This is a genomic window from Rhizobium sp. LARHSG275 (assembly GCF_052871115.1).
Genome location: NZ_JBIXJN010000002.1, coordinates 153,070 through 174,068 on the forward strand (window position 1 = coordinate 153,070; position 20,999 = coordinate 174,068).

At 60.6% G+C, this 20,999-nt stretch carries 19 protein-coding genes and 1 tRNA gene; 13 read left to right on the top strand and 7 right to left on the bottom strand.

Translation table 11 applies throughout. The features are described 5' to 3' along the window. Positions 1–3 precede the first annotated feature (3 nt). The 3 genes from surE to ACIPSK_RS02660 all read left to right on the top strand — a co-directional run bounded on the left by surE (position 4) and on the right by ACIPSK_RS02660 (position 3,274). Positions 4–777, top strand: coding sequence for a 5'/3'-nucleotidase SurE (gene surE, locus ACIPSK_RS02650; protein WP_018481196.1), 774 nt, complete (start codon positions 4–6; stop codon positions 775–777). Continuing rightward, positions 774–1,427 carry a protein-L-isoaspartate(D-aspartate) O-methyltransferase gene (locus ACIPSK_RS02655; protein ID WP_162118723.1) on the top strand — a complete coding sequence of 218 codons (654 nt, stop codon included), beginning with the start codon at positions 774–776 and terminating at the stop codon, positions 1,425–1,427. The genes surE and ACIPSK_RS02655 overlap by 4 nt, the downstream gene beginning before the upstream one ends. Before the next feature lie 242 nt (positions 1,428–1,669). Continuing rightward, entirely contained in the window at positions 1,670–3,274 is a 1,605-nt protein-coding gene (locus ACIPSK_RS02660) for a peptidoglycan DD-metalloendopeptidase family protein (protein ID WP_162118722.1), read from the top strand. Positions 3,275–3,328: 54 nt separating this feature from the next. Here ACIPSK_RS02660 and ACIPSK_RS02665 read toward each other — a convergent pair whose 3' ends face one another. Further along, on the bottom strand, positions 3,329–4,201 hold the full coding sequence (locus ACIPSK_RS02665) for an ATP-binding protein (RefSeq protein WP_017964061.1): 873 nt from the start codon (positions 4,199–4,201) through the stop codon (positions 3,329–3,331). Positions 4,202–4,510: 309 nt separating this feature from the next. On the opposite strand from ACIPSK_RS02665, the gene yajC reads away from it, so the two are divergent. The 5 genes from yajC (at position 4,511) to ACIPSK_RS02690 (ending at position 9,234) form a co-directional block, all read left to right on the top strand. Then, entirely contained in the window at positions 4,511–4,858 is a 348-nt protein-coding gene (gene yajC / locus ACIPSK_RS02670) for a preprotein translocase subunit YajC (protein ID WP_003558894.1), read from the top strand. A 45-nt stretch (positions 4,859–4,903) separates the two neighbouring features. Continuing rightward, a complete protein-coding gene (gene secDF / locus ACIPSK_RS02675; protein WP_162118721.1) occupies positions 4,904–7,444 on the top strand; it encodes a protein translocase subunit SecDF in 2,541 nt (846 codons plus the stop codon). A 4-nt stretch (positions 7,445–7,448) separates the two neighbouring features. After that, positions 7,449–7,835 carry an Mth938-like domain-containing protein gene (locus ACIPSK_RS02680; RefSeq protein WP_162118720.1) on the top strand — a complete coding sequence of 129 codons (387 nt, stop codon included), beginning with the start codon at positions 7,449–7,451 and terminating at the stop codon, positions 7,833–7,835. Positions 7,836–7,837: 2 nt separating this feature from the next. After that, complete coding sequence (locus ACIPSK_RS02685; protein WP_162118719.1) at positions 7,838–8,695, top strand: phytoene/squalene synthase family protein; 858 nt, start codon at positions 7,838–7,840, stop codon at positions 8,693–8,695. Between the two features lie 71 nt (positions 8,696–8,766). Then, positions 8,767–9,234 (top strand): hypothetical protein, encoded by a 468-nt coding sequence (locus tag ACIPSK_RS02690; RefSeq protein WP_162118718.1) that lies wholly within the window; start codon positions 8,767–8,769, stop codon positions 9,232–9,234. Positions 9,235–9,344: 110 nt separating this feature from the next. Here ACIPSK_RS02690 and trmFO read toward each other — a convergent pair whose 3' ends face one another. The 3 genes from trmFO to ACIPSK_RS02705 form a co-directional block, all read right to left on the bottom strand. Beyond that, on the bottom strand, positions 9,345–10,775 hold the full coding sequence (trmFO, locus tag ACIPSK_RS02695; RefSeq protein WP_162118717.1) for a methylenetetrahydrofolate--tRNA-(uracil(54)-C(5))-methyltransferase (FADH(2)-oxidizing) TrmFO: 1,431 nt from the start codon (positions 10,773–10,775) through the stop codon (positions 9,345–9,347). A gap of 92 nt (positions 10,776–10,867) precedes the next feature. Further along, complete coding sequence (locus tag ACIPSK_RS02700) at positions 10,868–11,011, bottom strand: DUF1127 domain-containing protein (protein ID WP_003539017.1); 144 nt, start codon at positions 11,009–11,011, stop codon at positions 10,868–10,870. Between the two features lie 294 nt (positions 11,012–11,305). Next, positions 11,306–11,452, bottom strand: a complete 147-nt coding sequence (locus ACIPSK_RS02705; RefSeq protein WP_003539019.1) for a DUF1127 domain-containing protein — start codon at positions 11,450–11,452, stop codon at positions 11,306–11,308. An 869-nt stretch (positions 11,453–12,321) separates the two neighbouring features. Here ACIPSK_RS02705 and ACIPSK_RS02710 point away from each other — a divergent pair. The 5 genes from ACIPSK_RS02710 (at position 12,322) to ACIPSK_RS02730 (ending at position 16,631) form a co-directional block, all read left to right on the top strand. Beyond that, complete coding sequence (locus ACIPSK_RS02710; RefSeq protein WP_162118716.1) at positions 12,322–13,425, top strand: DUF2157 domain-containing protein; 1,104 nt, start codon at positions 12,322–12,324, stop codon at positions 13,423–13,425. Beyond that, positions 13,422–14,012, top strand: coding sequence for a GDYXXLXY domain-containing protein (locus ACIPSK_RS02715; RefSeq protein WP_130700126.1), 591 nt, complete (start codon positions 13,422–13,424; stop codon positions 14,010–14,012). The genes ACIPSK_RS02710 and ACIPSK_RS02715 overlap by 4 nt, the downstream gene beginning before the upstream one ends. 153 nt (positions 14,013–14,165) lie before the next feature. Next, positions 14,166–14,250: transfer RNA gene (locus ACIPSK_RS02720), tRNA-Leu, on the top strand. Positions 14,251–14,450: 200 nt separating this feature from the next. Beyond that, positions 14,451–15,935: a trigger factor gene (gene tig / locus ACIPSK_RS02725; protein WP_162118715.1), complete on the top strand. Its 1,485-nt coding sequence runs from the start codon at positions 14,451–14,453 to the stop codon at positions 15,933–15,935. Positions 15,936–16,211: 276 nt separating this feature from the next. Next, positions 16,212–16,631: a nuclear transport factor 2 family protein gene (locus ACIPSK_RS02730; protein ID WP_162118714.1), complete on the top strand. Its 420-nt coding sequence runs from the start codon at positions 16,212–16,214 to the stop codon at positions 16,629–16,631. Positions 16,632–16,746: 115 nt separating this feature from the next. Here ACIPSK_RS02730 and ACIPSK_RS02735 read toward each other — a convergent pair whose 3' ends face one another. The 3 genes from ACIPSK_RS02735 to sthA all read right to left on the bottom strand — a co-directional run bounded on the left by ACIPSK_RS02735 (position 16,747) and on the right by sthA (position 20,951). Continuing rightward, entirely contained in the window at positions 16,747–18,516 is a 1,770-nt protein-coding gene (locus ACIPSK_RS02735) for a B12-binding domain-containing radical SAM protein (RefSeq protein ID WP_018496735.1), read from the bottom strand. Between the two features lie 161 nt (positions 18,517–18,677). Continuing rightward, on the bottom strand, positions 18,678–19,487 hold the full coding sequence (locus ACIPSK_RS02740) for an endonuclease/exonuclease/phosphatase family protein (RefSeq protein ID WP_210254222.1): 810 nt from the start codon (positions 19,485–19,487) through the stop codon (positions 18,678–18,680). Positions 19,488–19,544: 57 nt separating this feature from the next. Continuing rightward, positions 19,545–20,951 carry a Si-specific NAD(P)(+) transhydrogenase gene (gene sthA / locus ACIPSK_RS02745; protein WP_162118713.1) on the bottom strand — a complete coding sequence of 469 codons (1,407 nt, stop codon included), beginning with the start codon at positions 20,949–20,951 and terminating at the stop codon, positions 19,545–19,547. Between the last annotated feature and the right edge of the window lie 48 nt (positions 20,952–20,999).

Below are 20,999 nucleotides of genomic sequence, written 5' to 3' on the forward strand. Positions count from 1 at the left end.
GCGATGCGCATCCTGCTTACGAATGACGACGGCATTCATGCCGAAGGCCTTGCCGCGCTGGAGCGGATCGCGCGCACGCTGTCCGACGATGTCTGGATCGTGGCGCCGGAGACCGACCAGAGCGGTCTTGCCCATTCGCTGAGCCTCTCCGAACCTCTGCGGCTTCGCAAGATTTCCGAGAAGCATTTCGCCCTGCGCGGCACGCCGACCGATTGCGTCATCATGGGCATCAGACAGGTGATGGACATCAAGCCGGATCTCGTCCTGTCAGGCGTCAATTCAGGCTCGAACGTCGCCGACGATGTGACCTATTCCGGCACGATCGCCGGCGCCATCGAAGGAACCATGCAGGGCGTGCGCTCCTTCGCACTGAGCCAGGCCTATCTCTATGAGGACGGTGCGCGCATCGTGCCCTGGGAGGTCTGCGAGACGCACGCGCCGGCTCTTCTGGAAAAGCTGATGGTCCTGGACCTGCCGGAGGGTACGTTCCTCAATCTCAACTTCCCGAACTGCCGTCCCGACGAAGTCGATGGCGCCGAGGTAACCATGCAAGGCAAGCTGGCCTTCAATCTGCAGGTCGACGCCCGCTCCGACGGCCGGGGATTTCCTTACTACTGGCTGAAGTTTGGCGAACGCGCCGGCGCCTTCATCGAAGGCACCGATATTCACGCCCTGAAGCATAATAAGATTTCGGTAACGCCTTTGAAACTGGATCTGACCGATTATTCCGTGACGGACCGCGTGGCGCGGGCCTTGGGATACGGAGCACAAGTTTGACGGCAAGACTGGCGGAGAAGGAGGGCTTTGCTGCGCTCGTCCTTAGATTGCGTGCCGAAGGCATCTCCGACCTCGATCTGCTGACGGCGGTCGAGCAGACGCAGCGCTCCCTGTTCGTGCCGCCGCAATTTGCCGACGACGCCTATTCGAGCCGGACGATCCCGATCGAATGCGGCTCTTTTCTCGAAGGCATCGATTTTGCCGTCCGCATCCTGCATCACCTGAAGCTCAAGCCCGGCCAACGCGTCCTGGAGATCGGCACCGGAAGCGGCTTTACCGCCGCCGTCATGGGCCGCGTGGCCGAGCGTGTCCTGTCCATCGACCGCTACAAGACGCTGACGACGGCAGCGCAGCGGCGCATGGAAACGCTTGGCCTGCGCAGCGTCATCATCCGCCACGCCGACGGCAGCGCCGGCATGCAAGGTGAGGGCACCTTCGACCGTATCCTGGTGACGGCCGCCTTCAACGCGATGCCGCGCTTTTATACCGACCAGCTCGTTTCCGGCGGCTCGATGATCGCGCCGCTGATGATTTCCGAAAATGAGTGTCGCATGGTGCGGCTGACGAAAACCGGCAGCCGTTTCGAACGCGAGGAACTGTTCGACGCTCCATATCTGCCGATCGTTCCGCGCCTTGCCTCACTGCTGTAGATTTGGACGATTTCAGGCCGCATCGGCCTGAAATCCGACCATCAAAAAACCAGAGCATGGGGTGGTGCGAAAGCCGCTCAGGCTTTTTGACATCATGCTCGGCACACTGCGATTTTTCACCCGTAAGCTATGGTTATCAACTTCTCAAAAATATCGCACTGATTCCAGCATCTTAACCGCGTGGTAATACTAACGCGTTTTAATAGACTCACAAATGGTTGCGTTCTCAGTGGGTCGAGTTCATGCGTCTCAGTCTTTCGCCAAAGTTCGGGAAGTCGGCCGGTAATCTTCTGGTTGTTGGCCTGCTGGCAAGTGCCGCAACGGGCTGCAGTTCCGATGTGACACGGTTTGGCGGCTTGTTTTCCTCCTCCGGGCAGGATCAGATCACCACAAGTTCCATTCCGCGCAGGAATATGAACGGTTCTCAGGGCGATCCGGTGCCGCGAGCCGATCTCGGCGGTTCGGCGGTTGCCAGCCAGTCGGGCTACGGCGGCGGCAATGACGCGCTGAACCAGCCTTATCCCGCACGCCAGGGTTACGATCCGACCCGCACGTCGAACTCGAGCGCGCGTCTCGCTTCGGCACCGGTGTCGGTGCAGCGTTCCGAGCTGGCCGCGCCGACGGGTGCTGCCCCCTCCCGGCAGCGGGAAAAGGAGGTCGCGCTCGCCCAACCTTTCCCGTCTGCGCCGCAGGCTGAAAAGCCCCGATTGGTCGCGCCGGCTGCGCCGAAGATGACGCCCGATACGCTGACGACCGGCACGACGCCGAAGGTTTCCGGCTGGTCCGCGACCAACGCGCCTTCCGTGACGCTGCGTCCGGGTGAAAGCATCGCCACGCTCTCCAGGCGTTTCGGCGTCCCAGAAAAAGAAATTCTGCGCGTCAATGCTCTGAGGACGGCATCTGCCGCCCAGCCTGGCCAGGCGATCCTGATCCCGACCTTCAACGGCGGCAATGCCGCCAAGGCGGCATCGCAAGCGGCTGACCTTTCCAAGCCCGCCAAGATGCCGGAGGCGCCGAAGACGCCTGAGCAGAACGTTGCCGTCATTCCAGGCGCCAATTCCGCCCGCGACAAGACGCTGGCGAGTGCCGATACCACCGGCAAAATTCCCGCCGGCACCGGCAAGGATCCGAAGGCGCCTGCCGGCACCTATGTCGTCAAGCAAGGCGATTCCCTGGCGAAGATTGCCAAGGCGACTGGCAGCAATGTCGACGACCTCAAGGCCGCCAATAATCTGTCGGCCAACTCGCTCCGCATCGGTCAGGCCCTGAAGATCCCGAACGGCACCGCCGACAATATCAAGACCGCCTCGATCCCGGCCGGGAAGGTCGATTCGAAGCAGACCCAGCCGGCGGCTGCCCAGCAGACGGCGTCCGTTCAGCCCGCGCCCTATAAGGCGCCGGCCGCTACCCAGACCGTCGACGATGCCGAGAAGAAGTCGGACGTCAGCTCCGCCGCACCGGAATCGACCGGCATCGGCAAATACCGCTGGCCGGTGCGCGGCCAGGTCATTGCTTCATACGGCGCCAACGTCAACGGCAACCGCAATGACGGCATCGACATCTCGGTACCGCAGGGCACGCCGATCAAGGCCGCTGAAAACGGCGTCGTCATTTATGCCGGCAACGGCCTGAAGGAACTCGGCAACACCGTTCTCGTCCGTCACGACGACGGCACTGTCACCGTCTACGGCAACGCCGATACGCTGAGCGTCACCCGCGGCCAGAAGATCCAGCGCGGCCAGACCGTCGCCGTCTCCGGCATGAGCGGCGACGTCAAGCAGCCGCAGGTCCATTTCGAGGTGCGCAAGGACGCGTCCCCGGTCAACCCGATGACTTTCCTGGAATAGGTACTGCGTACCAGGAAGCGCAAAAGCCCGGCCAACAGCCGGGCTTTTGTTATTTCAGGCTCTGTCGATGTGAACGCGCATGCGCCCGGCCAGGTCCTGGATATACTGCCAGGCGACACGGCCGGAGCGGGCGCCGCGGGTCGTTGCCCATTCCAGCGCCTCGGCATGCATCTTGTCGCGTTCGAGCCCGAGCTTGAAATGATCGGCATAGCCATCGATCATGCCGAGATAATCCTCCTGGCTGCATTTGTGGAAGCCGAGCCAGAGGCCGAAGCGGTCGGAAAGCGAAACCTTTTCCTCGACCGCCTCCGATGGATTGATCGCCGTCGACTGCTCGTTTTCCATCATGTGGCGCGGCAGGAGGTGGCGCCGGTTGGAGGTGGCGTAGAAGAGCACATTGTCCGGCCGCCCCTCGACGCCGCCGTCGAGTGCCGCCTTCAGCGACTTGTAGGCGGTGTCGTCGTGATCGAAGGAAAGATCGTCGCAGAAGACGATCACGCGGTAGGGCGTGTCCTTCAGGAGGTCGAGCAGATGGGGAAGGCTGGCGATATCCTCGCGATGGACTTCGACCAGCTTCAGCAAGATGCTGCTTTCGCGCCTGACATCCTCGTGGACGGCCTTGACCAGCGAGGATTTGCCCATGCCGCGCGCGCCCCAGAGCAGCACATTGTTGGCGGCATACCCCTCGGCGAAACGCACCGTATTTTCATGCAGGATGTCGCGCACATGATCGACGCCGCGGATGAGCGTCAACGCCACCCGGTTCGGCTTCTTGACCGGCTGCAGATGCTGGCGCAATGGCACCCAGACGAAACAGTCGGCAGCGTCCCAATCGTTGAGGGCAGGTGCCGGTCCGGCAAGACGTTCGACGGCGTCAGCGAGCCGTCTCAGTTCGGCGAGCAGGGCTGTGTTGATTTCCTCGGTCATCGGTGGCCTCCTGATTTCTCACTGCGGCAATCCGCTTTGATCTTTCGATGCCGCTAATGCATGTCGCCCGGAAGTGCGGAGCGGTTCCGGATAACGACATGCTTGAAAACAAAAGAGCTAAAGCGCGTCGCATCGATCAAGTTCGATGCGACGCGCTTTAGCATGGCGTTTTGACGGCGGAAAGGTTATGAGGCAGCGGAATCGGTACTGTTTCCGGCTGTTTCTGTTGCATTCATCGAAGCCGTAACTATAGTCCGGCAACCTGAAAAGAGAGGCGGAGTTCCGCCGCCCAAGCCTGAGGAGTTTAGCATGTTCATCACCCCGGCATTCGCCCAGAGTGCGACCGATACCGCAACGGGATTCGGCGGCTCCGGTTTCGAAATGATCATCCTGTTCGTGCCGCTGATGGTTGTCTGGTACTTCCTGCTGATCCGTCCGCAGCGCGCACAGGCAAAAAAGCGTGAGGAAACCCTGAAGGCGATCCGTCGCGGCGACCAGGTCGTCACCGGCGGCGGTCTCGTCGGAAAGGTCACCAAGGTCGTTGACGAAAAGGAAGTCGAAGTCGAGATCGCTGATGGCGTGCGTGTGCGCATCGTCCGCAGCGGCATCTCCGAAATTCGCGTCAAGGGTGAACCGGTCAAGGCCGACGCGGCGTAACAAGCGATAACGGCAGGACCGCCGGATCGGAAGATCGTCGAGAGAATGTTGCATTTTTCCCGCTGGAAAACACTTCTGATTTGGCTGGTCGCGTTTGCGGCCATCGTCGTCGCTGCGCCCAATCTGCTGACTGAGGCGCAGCGATCCTTCCTGCCGGACTGGTTGGGGCACGACCGCTTGACGCTCGGTCTCGACCTGCAGGGCGGCTCGCATATCGTTCTGAAGGTCGAGCGTTCCGATGTCGTCAAGGACCGCCTGGAGGAGTTGGTCGCCAATGTGCGTAACGCGCTGCGCGGCGCCGGCATCCGCTATACTGGGCTGACCGGCAATGACCAGACCGTCACCGTCCGCATCACCGATCCGGCCCAGACACAGGCGGCGGTCGATCTCCTGAAGCCGTTGACGACGGTTGGTGGACATTCCGGATCTGAGGTCGCGCTTCGGCAGGGCGAGGAGGGGCAACTCTCACTGCAGATTTCCGACGCGGGCATTACGGCTGATGTCGCTTCCGCCCGGAGCCGCTCGCTCGATATCGTTGGCCGCCGCATCGCCGGATTCGGCTATGAAAATTTCCTCGTTCGCCCCGATGGCGCCGACCGCATCGTCATGCAGGTGCTGGGATCGGTCGACGCCGAGCGGCTGAAGAACATCCTGAACCAGCCCGCCAAGCTTTCCTTTCATCTGATCGACGAAAGCATGTCGGGGCAGGAGGCGCTGAACGGCCGCTGGCCGGCGACTTCGCAGGTGCTCTATTCGCTTGATGATCCGCCGGTACCTTATCTCGTCGATCGCACGGCTTTCGTCACCGGCAGCAACATGGTCGATATCGAGCCCATCGTCGATCCGCAGACGCAGGAGACCTCGATTGCCTACCGTCTCGATGCGGAAGGCACACAGCGGCTGGCACAGGCGACGGAGCGGAATATCGGCAAGCACCTTGCCATCGTCTTCGACGACCAGGTGATGTCGTCACCGGTCATCGATGCGGCGATCACTGGCGGCGAGGGCCGGATTTCGGCAAACTTCTCCGAGGACGGCGTCCGCGACCTTGCGATCATGCTGCGCGCCGGCGCCTTGCCGGCGACGCTGACGAGCGTTGAGGAACGCAGCGTCAGCCCGAGCTTCGGCGCCGATTCCATCTTCAACGGTCTCGTTGCCGGCCTTGTCGCCGTCGTGCTGGTCGCAGCACTGATGATCGCCCTCTATCGTATTCTCGGCATCATCGCCGTCGTCTCGCTCTTCCTCAACCTGATCCTCATCGTCGCGGTGCTCAGTCTTGTCGGTGCGACGCTCACCTTGCCCGGGATTGCCGGCATCGTGCTGATCGTCGGCATGGCGGTCGATTCGAACGTACTGATCTACGAGCGCATCCGCGAAGAGGAAAAAACCACCCATTTCTTTGCCGAGGCCGTCGGCCGCGGTTTCTCGCGCGCATTTGCAACGATCGTCGACGCCAATGTGACGATCTTCATCGCCGCCATCATCCTCTTTTTCCTTGGCAGCGAATCCATCCGCGGTTTCGCGGTGACGCTGGCGGTCGGCATCCTGACGACCGTTTTCACGGCTTTCACGCTGACGCGCTCGATCGTTGCCGTCTGGCTGAGCGCGCGCCATCCCCGGCATCTGCCGAAGAGCGTCCTGACTCATCTTTTCGAGCACGCCAATATCCGCTTCATGGGAATCCGCCGCTATGTCTTTACGGCGTCGGCGGTCATCTCGCTGATCGCCATGGCCGCCTTTGCCACCGTCGGCCTGCATCTCGGCATCGATTTCTCCGGCGGCTCGCTCATCGAGGTGACGGCAAAGCAGGGCAACGCCGACATCGCCGATCTCCACTCGCGCCTCAATGATCTCAATCTCGGCGATGTCAGCGTTGAGCGCACGGGCGGGCCGGCGAATGCGCGAATCCGCATCGCTTCCCAGGGCGGCGGCGAGAATGCCGAGCAGTCGGCGGCGACGCTGGTGCGCGGTGAGCTCCAGGAAGATTATGATTTTCGCCGCGTCGACGTCGTCGGCCCCGCCATCTCGGGCGAATTGACGATGATGGCGACGCTCGGTGTGCTTGCAGCCCTTGCGGCGATCCTGATCTACATCTGGATCCGCTTCGAATGGCAATTCGCCGTCGGCGCCATCGTCGCAACGCTGCACGATGTCATCATCATGCTCGGTCTCTTCGTCCTCACCGGCATCGAGTTCAACCTGACGAGCATCGCCGCCGTGCTGACCATCGTCGGTTATTCCCTGAACGATACGGTCGTGGTCTACGACCGAATGCGCGAAAATCTCAAGCGATACAAGAAGATGCCGCTGCCGATCCTGATCGATGCCTCGATCAATCAGACGCTGTCACGCACCGTTCTGACCGCGGCGACGACGCTGATCGCCTTGCTCGCGCTCTTTCTCTTCGGGGGCGAAGTCATCCGCTCCTTCACCTTTGCGATGCTCTTCGGCGTCGCTCTCGGCACCTTCTCTTCGATCTATATCGCCGCTCCTGTCTTGATCATCTTCCGGCTGCGGCCGGAGGCTCCCGACGGGGAAGAGAGCAACAAGACGGATGCTGGTGTAAAATCCGGCACGGTGGTTTGAAAACATGGCAAAAGGCATAGAAATCCGCGCTGCGCATTTCCCCGGGCGCGCCCCGATCGACGCTTACGGCAATGGCGGCTTTCGCTTTGCCGACATGTCGCATCGCGGCTCGATCCTTTGTCTACCCTCCGGCATTCATGGCTGGGACATGGATATGTCGAAACCGCTGTCGCCTGAAAATTTCCGCCGAGTGCTGGATGAGGGAGCCGATATCGAGGTTCTGCTCGTCGGCACCGGAACCGAGCTTCGCCGTCTGCCAGAGGAATTGAGGCTGGCGCTGAAGTCGCGCGGCATCTCCTCCGATCCGATGAGCACCGGCGCTGCAGTCCGCACCTTCAATATCATGCTCGCCGAGCAACGCGCCGTCGCCGCGGCATTGATTGCGGTCTGACGATGACTGAAGCGCATATTGCGACGAACCAGGAGATCTGCCTGGCGATGCTGCGTGACAGCGATCGCGACCGCTATCTCGCCTGTCTGCTGTCGCCGGAGGAAAAGCGCGGCGCGCTTGCAGCTCTTTATGCCTTCAATGCCGAGCTTGCCCGCATCCGCGATCTCGTGCACGAGCCGTTGCCCGGCGAGGTGCGGCTACAATATTGGCACGACCTGCTGGAAGGCAGCGCACACGGCTCGACGGCAGCCAATCCCGTCGCAGCAGCCCTTCTGACCGCGATCGAAACGCACCGCCTGCCGCGCAAGACGCTGATCGACATGATCGAGGCCCGCACCTTCGATCTCTATGACGATCCGATGGAGACACGCCTTTCGCTTGAAGGCTATGCCGGTGAAACGGCATCGGCCCTGATCCAGCTCGCAAGTCTCGTGCTGTCGCCGGAGGAAGCCGCACGATCGGCCGACGCCGCCGGCCATGCCGGCGTCGCCCAGGCGGTCGCCGGATTGCTGCTGCTGATGCCGCTGCATCGCCGCCGCGGCCAGGTGTATATTCCGCTGCAGATCCTTTCCGCCACCGGTCTCGATCGCGATGCCTTCCTTGCTGGAAAAGACAGGCCGCGCATCTCTGCTGCCATCGAGGCGTTCGCCGGTCTTGGTCGCGAACATCTGGTGAAGGCGAGGGCGGCGGGGCCGATTGCGCCGGCCGTCTTTCCAGCCTTCCTGCCGGCGACGCTTGCCGAACCGGTGCTCGTCAAAGCGCAGAAGCGAGGCGCGTTGCTGTTCGACCGACCGCTGCAGCCGCCGCAATGGCGCCGCCAGCTGCGAATGGGACTGGCAGCAACCCGCCGGAAAATCTGATATCGGTCAAATTCGCGCAAGTCTCGCGCGTTACAAGGCTTCCACCGCTACCCTTTGAACGGAGACTCGGCGTGGGCATTATCGTCTGGTGCGTTCTTTTCGCCATCGTCATTTTCATTGCTTTTGTGGCAACGCGCATGGCCGCGCAGAACAAGGAAGACGGCCTGCATGACACGGGCCTCGCCATCATCGAATTCGGTCGCGCCTTTCCGAACGAGGCGATCCGTCAGTTGCAGGCGACGGAAAACGGTCAGGCGGTCTTCGTGCGCCTGCATGACAACAAGGCGGGCTTCATGCGCAACATGTCGCGCCATTTCGCCTGCCATCTGATCGAGCCGGGGCGGGTGCGCGTCGTCGGCTCGGAAACGGGCCGAGGACTGGTGATCGACTTCCTCGATGCACCCTATCACAACGCTGATTTCGAATTCGCTTCAGCCAAGGAAGCCTCGGAGGTTTCGCTCTGGCTGCTCGGCAATTATATCGCCGAGCCGGAAAAGGACCTGCCGACCGGCAATATTTCGGCGGCGAACAAGCAGTAATGCATGTCGCCCAAAAATGTGCAGCGGTTTTGGGAGGACGACATGCTAAAGGCAAAGACTTCAAGCGGGTCGCATGAACCGGTTCGGTGCGACGCGCTTGAAAACGCCGGTCAGGCGCTTTCGGCAAGCTTCGGTTCTTGACCGAGCCAGGTGCCGCAGTCGGCAAGGGCGCGGCGTGCGATCATCTGCCGCTTCATGATCGTCTTGTCCTTGCCGCGGAATCGCTTGACGCCTTCGGGCTTGACGATCGAGCCCGGCTGGAGTTCCGGAAACAGCCCGAAATTGATGTTCATCGGCTGGAACGATCGTTTGCCCGGCTCCTCGTCGGTGACCAAGTGCCCACCGGTGATATGACTAAGCAGCGAGCCGAGCGCCGTCGTTGCCGGCGGCAGCGAGATCGCCTCGCCCTTGCGTTCCGCGGCGGCGAAACGCCCGGCCAACAGCCCGACGCTGGCACTTTCCACATAACCCTCGCAGCCGGTGATCTGGCCGGCGAAACGCAGGCCGGGCCGCGATTTCAGCGTCAGCGACGGGTCGAGCAGGGTAGGCGAGTTGATATAGGTATTGCGGTGCAGCCCGCCGAGACGGGCAAATTCCGCATTTTCCAGACCCGGGATCATCCGGAAGATGTCCGCCTGCGCGCCATATTTCAGCTTCGTCTGGAAGCCAACCATATTGTAGAGCGTGCCGAGTGCATTGTCCTGCCGCAGTTGCACGACGGCATAGGCCTTGACCGTCGGATTATGCGCGTTCGTCAGCCCCATCGGCTTCATCGGTCCGTGGCGCAGTGTCTCGCGGCCGCGTTCGGCCATCACCTCGATCGGCAGGCAGCCGTCGAAATAAGGCGTACCCTCCCATTCCTTGAAGCCGACCGTGTCGCCTGATATCAGCGCGTCAACGAAGGCATTGTACTGCGCCTCGTCCATCGGGCAGTTGATGTAATCCTTGCCGGTGCCGCCGGGCCCGACCTTGTCGTAGCGCGACTGATACCAGCAGATATCCATGTCGATGCTCTCGCGGTAGACGATCGGCGCGATGGCGTCGAAAAAGGCGAGCGAATCCTCGCCGGTTTCCGCCTGGATGGCACTCGCGAGCGACGGCGCCGTCAACGGTCCGGTGGCGACGATGGCAAGATCCCAATCCTTCGGCGGCAGGCCGGTGACCTCTTCACGCACGACGGTGATCAGCGGGTGGTCATGGACCGCTTTGGTCACTGCCTCGGAGAAACCGTCGCGATCGACGGCGAGCGCACCACCGGCCGGTACCTGGCATCGATCGGCAGCGGCCATGATCAGCGAGCCCGCCATGCGCATCTCAGCATGGATGACGCCGACGGCATTGCTGGTCGCATCATCGGACCGGAAAGAATTGGAGCAGACAAGTTCGGCAAGACCATCGGTCTTGTGCGCATCCGTGCCGCGCACCCCGCGCATTTCATGCAGGATGACCGGAACGCCGGAATTGGCGATCTGCCAGGCGGCTTCCGAACCTGCAAGCCCACCGCCGACGACGTGGATAGGGGAATAGGAGATCGTGTTCATTCCGGGCTGATATCATGTCGGCCGGTGCGATCCAACACCCCGAAATCAAAAACGGCGCCCTGGGCGCCGTCTTGGAAGCATCGTACTCGCTATTAGCGGAACGAGCGGGATGCGATATTCCGGATGTCGTAGCGGCTAACGCCGATATCGGACAGGGTCTGGTTCGAAAGGCCGCCGAGTTCATTGAGCGTGCGACGGTAGCTGAGCCAGCTTCTTGCAATGCGGATCGGGTTCATTGTCTTCTTCCTATGTCCGCGGGACGGCGGGATCGCCTGTCTCTCTGCGGTTGATGTTTATATAGGCGAGAACCGTCCGATTGTGCAGTGCAAATAAAAGGCGTCTGCCATGCAATTGTGCACTATGATGCTCTTCAATTAAGCAGAGGATATTTTTTGAGCGGGCTAAACAAGCGGAAAAACATGCAACCACCGCGGCCACCACGTGCAGACAAAAGAAACGCCCGCTGCGGATACAGCGGGCGTTTCAATCGAGAACAATCCTGCTTGGGAGGAGCAGCGGATCGCCTGGAATTAGCGGTGAGAAGCCTCACGGGCAACGCGATGGATGTCCGAACGGTCGATGCCGAGATCGTGCAATTCGCGGTTGGTCATGCGGCCGAGTTCCGTGACGGTCTGACGATACTTGCGCCAGTTATTGAAAGAGCGAGAGAAGTTCATGTTAAGCCCCTTTCCGAGGGTTTCATTCGCCAGCAGCCACCGATCGGCGCTGACCTCTATTTGATGACTGGAATATATGTTGCGATGCGAAAGACTAAAACAGCCAAGTTTTCAGATCACCTATGCGAGATATGCAATGCTCAAAGGGTATTTGACGCAGACTTACCATTTTTTGGCCAACGAATAGGCAGAATGACTTTTGAGAAAGCAGTTCGATTTGGAGAGGCGAATGAAGTGCCATAGCAGAAAACGCTGCTTCCTCCGGTGATTCCGCTCGTCCATCCGCTGCAAAGAGGCGTTCCGCTTCGGATTGGAAGTCGCCCACCCCTTCGCGGGGTTGGTGGTGCGGCGTGACGACAATGTGGCATGACGGCGCCCTGCGACGAAAATCCTCTCACCGCCAAGGCCTTAATGAAGCTTTGGCTATACAAAAACGCCCGCCGGGGGAGGATCCGGCGGGCGTGTTATGGTGACTGACAACTGGGAGGAGGAGTGTTGCCAGTCTATCGCAGCGCGCTGGGAGGAGGAGTGCGCGGCTGCGAATCTCGTCACGGACAATGCATCCGCGGGCGTCCGGGCTGATGCCGGGCCGGGGCGCCATCCCCGTGCTTTGATGTGTTGATCAATAGTATGACTAATGAATATTGTGCAGTGCAATACATTCATGCCGGATATGCGAAATACGCATATCTCTCCGTCCATAAGCTTATATTAGCGCGTCTGGCGTTAGCGGCTGGTTAACACTCGGTACTATTTAGACCAGTGAGGAACTTGTATGTTTGTTGCAGAGCGTTTGCGGACACCGGTCCTGCGTCTATAACGGCGTGAGCCGCAGGCGCAGTCGGCGTTGCAGAAATAAGGGGTAGGGCATGTATCGCGGCAGATTGGAGCGGGATCTCTCGCTCTGGGTAGGCAAAGGCCTGCTCAGGCAGGAAACGGCGGGCGCGCTTCTCGCCGAATATGACAGCCGCCCGGCAAGCTTCAGCCTCGGCCGGGTGCTGATGGCGCTGGCGGCGGTGCTGCTTGCCGCTGCCATTCTGTTGGTCGTCGCCTCCAATTGGGAGGCCATCCCGCGCCTCGTCCGCGTCGGCGCCATCCTTGCCCTGATCTGGGTCGTGCACATCGCCGCTGCCCGGCTGCTCGCCCGCGGTGCGACGGCGACGGCAGGAGGGTTGCTGGTCATCGGCGCGATGAGCTTCGGCGGCGCCATCTCGCTGGTCGGGCAGATGTATCATCTCTCCGGCGATGAACAGACGGTGATGTATCTCTGGTTCGCCATCGCGACGATCTCGGCGATCCTGTTCCGTTCGGGCGCAGTGGCCGTCGTCGCGGGCTTCCTCTCCTGGGCGTCGTTTGCCGTCTATCTTGAGAACCACGACACGCATTGGATAGGGTTCGATCCCTGGATGGCGCCTCTCATGGCGGCAATCGTCATCGGGTTGGTGCGTTATACCGGCGCCGAGCGGGCCCGCCATCTCGCCTATCTGCTGCTGATCGGCTGGCTCGCCTGGCTCTACACTCTTTATGAGGAGATCGCCGTGGCGCTTGCCTTCGCGATCGGCGGCATGGCGGCCTTCGTGCTGACGGCGTTGCCGCTCCGGCCTATTGCCTCCCTGGTCAGGAGCGCCGGCGCGGCCCCGGCCTTCTACAGCTTCCTTGTCGCCGGGATCGGCTTGCTGCTGCTGCATATCGAGATCGAGGACGGCTGGCGGCTGGTGGTGCTCGGAGTGGCGACACTTGCCGCTTCGGTGCTGGCGATTGCCCTGCATGGCAGGGATAATGGCGCGGTGCGTTATCTCGCTTATACGATTTTTGCCGCGGAGATGCTCTATCTTGCCTCCGTCACCGTCGGCTCGATCCTCGGCACGTCGAGCCTCTTCCTTTTCTCCGGTCTCGTGGTGGCACTTGTCGCCTGGATCGTCATCCGTCTCGAGCGGCGTTTTTCGGCGAATGCACAGGGGGAGGGCGCATGAACTCGTTCATGGCAAGGCTGCAATCCGGCAAGGGCTATCTGCTTTCGGCGATCATCGTCGCCGGTCTGCAGACCCTGATCCTCGGCACGATCATCCAGAGCCGGGCGTCGATCCTCAGCGATGGCGCTGAAGTGCTGCTGAAGACGGCGCCCGTCGATCCGCGTGATTTCCTGCGCGGCGATTATGTCGTCTTGAACTACGACATTTCCTCTGTGCCGGTGCAGACGGTCTCCGGCGGCATTCCGGCAGAGCCAGGCGAACGCGTGCTATGGGTCCGGTTGAAGAAGCAGGAAGACGGTTTCTGGACGGTGATCGAATCGTCCTTTCACGAACTGCCTCCGCAGCCGGAGACCGTGATCCTGCGCAGCCAGCCATTTTATAGTGGCGGACTTGCCGCCGGCGACAGCATGCGTGTCGAATACGGCATCGAGCGCTACTACGTTCCAGAAGGCGAGGGCAAGCCGATCGAGGAGGCCCGCAATGACGGCAACGTCGCCATCGCAGTGCGTGTCTCGCCTGATGGAAGCGCACAGATTCGCAGCCTTCTCGTTGACGGCAAGCCGGTTTACGACGAGCCGCTTTACTGATCTCGTCGCACTTCGGGGCAGGGCGGCTCCAGGGCCGCAAATCCCCTGTCATTTACCGTTCATTTTTCCTTTGCCTCGACCAAATCGGGTGATATAGAGACGCCGCGCTCCGGAAGGCCTCATGCGCAGGCATAGGCATGCGGTTTTGTGAACGCGGGTATGGTGAAATTGGTAGACACGCCAGATTTAGGTTCTGGTGCCGCAAGGCGTGGGAGTTCAAGTCTCTCTACCCGCACCAAGCTGTTTGCAGGCGGGAGACTGAAATCGGTTGGCTTAGGGCAGCCGAGAGTTGTCCCGAATAGCCCGCGAGTGCCGTTCCCCTTTGGGCGGAATGATACAGGAATTGGGAAAAGCCACGCGCGGCAGGATCGCCGGCGTCGTGCTCATCGAAACGAACGGCGTCTGGGCACGGCCGCCACGAAATGAAGGTAGGAAGACATGCAGGTTATCGAAACGCTCGCTGAAGGGCTGAAGCGCGAAATCAAGGTCGTTATCCCGGCCAAGGACATGCAAGACAAGATGAATGAGCGTCTTGCCGATGTGAAGGACAAGGTTCGCATCAACGGCTTCCGTCCGGGCAAGGTCCCTGCCGCTCACCTGAAGAAGGTCTACGGCAAGTCGATCATGGCCGATCTCGTCAACGAGATCGTCCGCGAGCAGCCGGCCGCCATCCTGTCCAGCCGCGGTGAGAAGTCGGCCACGCAGCCGGAAATCGCCATGACGGAAGACAAGGACGAAGCCGACAAGATCCTCGCTGCCGAGCAGGATTTCGAATTCACGCTTTCCTATGAAGTGCTGCCGCCGATCGAACTGAAGTCGGTCAAGGGCATCAAGGTCACGCGCGAAGTGATCGACATCTCGGACGACGAAGTCAACGAGCAGGTCCTGAAGGTCGCCGAAAGCGCTCGCGCCTACGAGACCAAGACCGGCAAGGCCGCGAATGGCGACCGCATCACCATGGATTATGTCGGCAAGGTCGACGGCGAAGCCTTCGAAGGCGGCACCGATCAGGGCGCCGAACTGGTGCTCGGCTCCGGCCGCTTCATTCCGGGCTTCGAAGACCAGCTCGTCGGCGCCAAGGCCGGCGACGAGAAGACCATCACCGTGACCTTCCCGGCCGACTATCCGGCCAAGAACCTCGCCGGCAAGGAAGCGACCTTCGACGTGACAGTCAAGGAAGTCGCCGCACCTGCCGATGTCGAGATCAACGACGAACTCGCTTCCAAGCTCGGCATCGAATCCGCCGATCGCCTGAAGGAAATCGTCCGTGGCCAGATCGAATCGCAGTACGGCTCGCTGACCCGCCAGAAGCTGAAGCGCCAGATCCTCGACCAGCTGGACGAGATGTACAAGTTCGAAACCCCGAACTCGCTCGTCGACGCCGAATATAACGGCATCTGGAGTCAGGTGAACAACGACCTCGCCCAGTCCGGCAAGACCTTCGAGGACGAAGACACGACCGAAGAGAAGGCTCGCGAGGAATACAAGACGCTCGCCGAGCGCCGTGTTCGCCTCGGCCTCGTTCTCTCCGAAATCGGCGAAAAGGCCGGCGTCGAAGTCAGCGAAGACGAAATGCAGCGCGCCATCTACGATCAGCTGCGCCAGTATCCGGGCCAGGAAAAGCAGATCCTCGAATTCTTCCGCAGCCAGCCGGGTGCCGCCGCTTCGATCCGCGCACCGATCTTCGAAGAGAAGGTCATCGATCACCTGCTGACCGAAATCGATGTCACCGACAAGAAGGTGACGAAGGAAGAGCTGCTCGCCGAGGAAGAAGGCGAAGCGAAGGCCGAGACCAAGAAGGCCGCGCCGAAGAAGAAGGCTGCCGCCAAGGCCGAAGCAGCGGACACCGGTGAAGGCGAAGAAGCCGCACCGAAGAAGAAGGCTGCTCCGAAGAAGAAGGCGGCTGACGAAAGCGCCGAATAGTCGCTTTTCAGTTCTACAGCGCCGCGCGTCTTTTCAGACGCGCAAAGGACGCTGTAACACTTTGAGTTGCTGCGTGATTTTGTCCTTAAATCGATTCCGATTTAAGGAATCATGCAGTAAAGTTTGGGAGGCCTCGCCATCGTGCGGGGCCTTTTCTATTGTACAGGGCAGTTCATTTCTCGCCGCCTACTCCTTTGTGTTTATTCACCAGGAACAACAAAGAGTTGCAATAAAGTATAATTCGATGCAGATTCTACTGGTGGGGAGGACCTGAAAATGACTGCAAAGCATGGTATGAAGAAGCTGGTGGAAGAAATGTATGCTGTGCGCGACTGCGGCGATGTCGAAGCTACGCTGGCGCTGATCGGCGAGGGTTGCACCTTTCGCATGGTCGGCAATACACGGCTGGCGCCTTTTTCGACTGAATCAAGCGGGCATGCTTTTCGCCAAGCGATAACGCAGCTTATCACGGTATGGGATCTATCGAATATCAGGACAGCTATCTATGTGGACGAGGATGAGCATATGGTCTTTGCCCACCGTGAAGGCGAGGTTAGGCACATCCCATCGGGCGTGAGCTTCCATACGGAATTCATCGACAAGATCCATTTCCGGGATGGGAAACTGGTCAAGATCGTCGAATTCGTCGACACGCTGCAAGTGGCCGAGACGGCCAAGATGATCCAAGTCGCTTAAACGGCCACCAAGGTCGGAGCCTTCGAAGCGTTGTCAAAGTCGATTCATGCGACGCGCTTTAGAGTTTAATGCCGCCCATGTCTTCGGGCGTCAGCCGCCGTTCAAGAATTACCGCTCAATGCGCTGTCAGTTGCGCTACTTTCCTGACATGGCTTACGGCTGCCGCACCGCCTGCGGTCTGTGTGAAGAGGTGGAGCGTTTCCTCTTCGTCGTCGGCGACAGGCGTCAGCGCCTGATCCATGTAGGTCTTCGACTTTGCATCCCTTGAAATCAGGAACGCCGAAATCGTCAGGCCAATGATCGTGCCTGCGAGCGAAGCGTGTTTGCGGAAGGTTTCCCAGGCAAAGCGCGGCCAGAAGACCAGTGGATTCTCGCGCGGCAGGTCAGGACGCCGCTCCGATGGCGTCTTCAGGCGCAGCAGACCGCTTTGCAGCGGATGCACGTTTTCCAGCGGCACGGTGGTCGCGAAGGAGACGAGAACCTTGACGAGCCTTGCCAGCGGCACGCCGGTCGCCACGGCGCGGCGCAGCAGCGTCTTCATATGATCAGGCGAATAATAGAGCGACCAGGCCTCGTGGTAGATGTCTTCCCATTCCTGCTTGCTCATTTTGGGATGCGCGGTGCAGACGTGCTCGACATCGTAGATGTTGAGATCGGCATCCATCTCGATGCCCTTCTTCCACAGGACCTGATGGTCCTCGGAGCCAGGCAGCGGCGTCAGGATGAAGAATTCGATGACGTCGAGCGGCAGCTCTTCCTGGATGATCGCGATGTCGCGGCGGATCGACTCCGGCGTGTCGGCGGGGAAGCCCAAGATATAACCGGCGAGCGTCATGATGCCCTGGGCCTTCCAGGCGAGCAGCATCTTGCGGTATTCGGTGATCTTGTTCTGGTTCTTCTTGGCAGCGGTCAGATTGTCCGGATTGACGTTCTCAAGGCCGATGAAGACGCGCGTGACCCCGGCGCGCCTGGATTTCTCGATGAAATTGGGGATCTTGTGGCAGAGCGTGTCGACCTGGATCATCAGGCCGAGTGGAATGCCGTCCCGTTCCTTAAGTTCGATCAACCGGTCGAAGATCGCTTCCCAATCCTTGTTACGGGCGAAATTGTCGTCGGTGATGAAGAATTTGTGGATGCCCTGTGCCCAGTTCATCCGCACGAGCTTTTCGACGTCGTCGGCCGAACGGAAGCGTGACTTGCGTCCCTGGACGTTGATGATGGTGCAGAACGAGCACTGATAGGGACAACCACGTCCGGCATCGAAGCTGGTGCTGAGCCCGAGCGTGCGCTGGATATTGTCCTTCGGCAGGAAGGGAACCGGCGTGCCGCCGATGCCGGGAAGGTCGTTCATGAAATTGTAGAGCGGCTTCAGCTCGCCGGCGGCGGCATCGCGCAGCACCATGTCGAGCCGGCCCTCGGCTTCGCCGGCAAACATCGAGATGCCCATGTCGCGGCAGGCGTCGAGCCCGACGGCCTTGCCATCCAGCATCGACAGGCAGCCGGAAACATGAAAGCCGCCGATCGAAACCGGCAGGCCGGCATCGCGGAAGGGACGGGCGATATCGAGGGCGCGGGGATACTGGTTGGTCTGGACGCCGACGAGAGCGATCATGCCGAAATTGTCGTGGCGCTTGAACTGCGCCAGCAGTCCGGCGATATCGATCCGCGTATTGGTCTCGTCGATCACGGTGATGTCAATCGCCGTATCGTCTCCGAGCACCTTGCGCTCGGCACATTCGGCGGCAATGCCGTAGAGCGCCGCCAGCGAATTGGAGGGGATCATCGCCCGCCACCAGCGGATGACGTAGCCGTCATCGTCATAATGCGACGGCTTGATCAGGATCAGCTGAAAACGTCGGCGCGCAGCTTCCAAGACATGGGACAAGAGTATCTATCTTTCTTTAGAAGCTTTTGCCCGAAGGCAAAATGGCGTTGAAGGCATATATCAGGCACCGCGTATCAATGCCATTTGTGAGGGTTCAAACTAAGGCGTAAAAAACGGCACGGCGCGCGAACGCTTCGCGACGTGTATCATTCCTCAATATACTACCCGATATCGAGCAGCAATGCGCGATGGTCGGAGACTTCGGGCGCCTCGACCACCTCGAATTTGGCAACCTTCACCCCTGGCGTCACCAGCATGTAGTCGGCAAAGCGGCCCTCCTTCAGATAGTAGGAGGTTCGCGTGTCTACAAGGCCGTTTCCGGTGACGAGATCGGAAAGCCCGAGTGTGGCGAGAATCGCAAAGGTCGCGCTGTCAGGCAGCACGTTGAAATCGCCGCAGAGGACGAGCCCTTCGTCGCCGGGCCAGACGCGCTCGATGAGCCTGACCAGCGCCTCGGCCTGCTCCTCGCGCGCTGCGGTATCGCCCTTGCCCGCGGGATCGCGCAGGCCATGCATGTGGGCGACCGTCACGGTAGATGCGTGCTCAGGGCTGAAGAGACGGATGCAATGGGCGTTTCGCGGCCGCGGATGCTCGCCCCAGCCATTGGCGGAAAAACCGCCAAGCACGAAGTCCAGCCCTTGGGCGATGACTGAATGCGTTTTGCGCACGAAGGTCGCCAGCCCGAATTCGGCGACAATGGCGGTATCGCCGTCGAAGAGTTCGCCTCTCGAGGTCGGGCAGAAGAAGCCGTCGTGGCAGGGCAGGGCGGTGCTGATCTCAGTAAACAGATTGGCGCGCTGCGGCAGTTCCAGCCCTGCGTCCCGATAGATCGACCATCCGCCGCCAGTACCTGGCGCCCGCAGCACTTCCTGCAGGCACAGCACATCCGGATCGGCTTGCCTGATATAGCCGATCAAGGCCTCATGCAGCCTGCCGCCCCATGCATTCAGCGAAATGATGCGCAATGTCATTGGGCTCCGTTTGGCGGCCGGATTTAGACGACAGCTCCGCCGTCTACATGATGCGTTTTAAAGTTCTGACTTGATGTCGCCCATCCGGTTCCAGGCATCGAGCCCAGCGATCTTGTAGGCTTCGGCAAGCGTCGGGTAGTTGAAGGTGTTCTCGACGAAATATTCGACCGTGCCTTTGAGATTGAGCACCGCCTGGCCGATATGGACCAGCTCGGTGGCGCCTTCGCCGACGATATGAACACCGAGCAGGCGGCGGGTCTTCAGCGAGAAGATCAGCTTCAAAAGCCCGGTGTCGAGGCCCATAATGTGACCCCGCGAGGTTTCGCGGAAGCGGGCGATGCCGCATTCATAGGGAATGCCGCGCTCCTTCATCTCTTCTTCGGTCAGGCCGCAGGTCGAGATCTCCGGCACGGCATAGATGCCGTAGGGGAAATATTTCGGCGGTTCCTTGGCGACCGCGCCGACCGCGACGCGGGCGGCGATGCGGCCCTGTTCCATCGAGGTCGAGGCAAGGCTCGGAAAGCCGACGACGTCGCCAGCGGCGTAAATGTTGGCAACGGATGTCTGGAAGGTTTCCGGATTGACCTTGAGACGGCCGCGGCTGTCGGCTTCGAGGCCGATGGCCGGAAGGTTCAGCGCGTCAGTCGCCCCCATGCGGCCGGCGGCGAAAAGCACCATGTCGGTCGTCAGGCGCCGGCCACTATCGAGCGTCAGCCCGACCTTGCCGTCGTCCAGCGTCTCCACCTTGTCGGCCTTTTGGCCGAGCAGCAGCTTCATGTTCCGGTCGCGCAGCTGGTAGGTGAAATCCTCGATGATTTCCTTGTCGATGAAGTCGAGCATTGTCGCCTTCGGGTCGATGACGGTGACGGCCGTGTCGAGCGCGCTGAAGATCGTCGCATATTCGATGCCGATGACGCCGGCGCCGATGACGACCATTGATCGCGGCAGGTCCTGGATGTCGAGCAGTTCGTCGCTGTCGAGAACGGTCTTGCCGTCGAAGGGCATGTAATCGGGGCGGAACGGCTTAGTGCCGACGGCAAGCAGCACACTGGCGGCGGTGACCTGCGTGGTCTCGCCGTCATCCTTGATCACCTGCAGCGTCGACGCATCGATGAAGCTCGCCTTGCCGCGAATATGCTGCACGCGGTTGCGGGCGAACTGGTGTTCCAGCACCTCGACCTCGTGGTTGAGCGTAATCAGCAGGCGGCGGCGCAGGTCATCTGCACTGATCTCTTCCTTGACGCGGTAAGACCGGCCGTAGAAGCCGCGTTCGCGCCAGCCGGAAAGATTAAGCGCGGTCTCGCGCAGCGTTTTGGAAGGGATGGTACCGGTATGCACGGACACGCCGCCGACGCGTTTGCCCTGCTCGATGACAAGCACTTTCTTGCCGAGTTTTGCCGCCTGGATCGCGCCGCGGCGCCCTGCTGGACCGCTGCCCACCACAACGAGATCGTACTGAAGCATCATCAAGCCCCGGATTGGAAAGGAATCATATTGCGACGCAAAATGTCA

What these genes read in the sequence shown, in the direction of transcription:
- ACIPSK_RS02685 (WP_162118719.1), top strand. Translation starts at nt 7,838, where the DNA reads ATGACTGAAGCGCATATTGCGACGAACCAGGAGATCTGCCTGGCGATG.
- yajC (WP_003558894.1), top strand. Translation starts at nt 4,511, where the DNA reads ATGTTCATCACCCCGGCATTCGCCCAGAGTGCGACCGATACCGCAACG.
- ACIPSK_RS02715 (WP_130700126.1), top strand. Translation starts at nt 13,422, where the DNA reads ATGAACTCGTTCATGGCAAGGCTGCAATCCGGCAAGGGCTATCTGCTT.
- ACIPSK_RS02660 (WP_162118722.1), top strand. Translation starts at nt 1,670, where the DNA reads ATGCGTCTCAGTCTTTCGCCAAAGTTCGGGAAGTCGGCCGGTAATCTT.
- tig (WP_162118715.1), top strand. Translation starts at nt 14,451, where the DNA reads ATGCAGGTTATCGAAACGCTCGCTGAAGGGCTGAAGCGCGAAATCAAG.
- ACIPSK_RS02700 (WP_003539017.1), bottom strand. Translation starts at nt 11,011, where the DNA reads ATGAACCCGATCCGCATTGCAAGAAGCTGGCTCAGCTACCGTCGCACG.
- ACIPSK_RS02680 (WP_162118720.1), top strand. Translation starts at nt 7,449, where the DNA reads ATGGCAAAAGGCATAGAAATCCGCGCTGCGCATTTCCCCGGGCGCGCC.
- ACIPSK_RS02665 (WP_017964061.1), bottom strand. Translation starts at nt 4,201, where the DNA reads ATGACCGAGGAAATCAACACAGCCCTGCTCGCCGAACTGAGACGGCTC.
- ACIPSK_RS02740 (WP_210254222.1), bottom strand. Translation starts at nt 19,487, where the DNA reads ATGACATTGCGCATCATTTCGCTGAATGCATGGGGCGGCAGGCTGCAT.
- secDF (WP_162118721.1), top strand. Translation starts at nt 4,904, where the DNA reads ATGTTGCATTTTTCCCGCTGGAAAACACTTCTGATTTGGCTGGTCGCG.
- surE (WP_018481196.1), top strand. Translation starts at nt 4, where the DNA reads ATGCGCATCCTGCTTACGAATGACGACGGCATTCATGCCGAAGGCCTT.
- trmFO (WP_162118717.1), bottom strand. Translation starts at nt 10,775, where the DNA reads ATGAACACGATCTCCTATTCCCCTATCCACGTCGTCGGCGGTGGGCTT.
- sthA (WP_162118713.1), bottom strand. Translation starts at nt 20,951, where the DNA reads ATGCTTCAGTACGATCTCGTTGTGGTGGGCAGCGGTCCAGCAGGGCGC.
- ACIPSK_RS02710 (WP_162118716.1), top strand. Translation starts at nt 12,322, where the DNA reads ATGTATCGCGGCAGATTGGAGCGGGATCTCTCGCTCTGGGTAGGCAAA.
- ACIPSK_RS02705 (WP_003539019.1), bottom strand. Translation starts at nt 11,452, where the DNA reads ATGAACTTCTCTCGCTCTTTCAATAACTGGCGCAAGTATCGTCAGACC.
- ACIPSK_RS02730 (WP_162118714.1), top strand. Translation starts at nt 16,212, where the DNA reads ATGACTGCAAAGCATGGTATGAAGAAGCTGGTGGAAGAAATGTATGCT.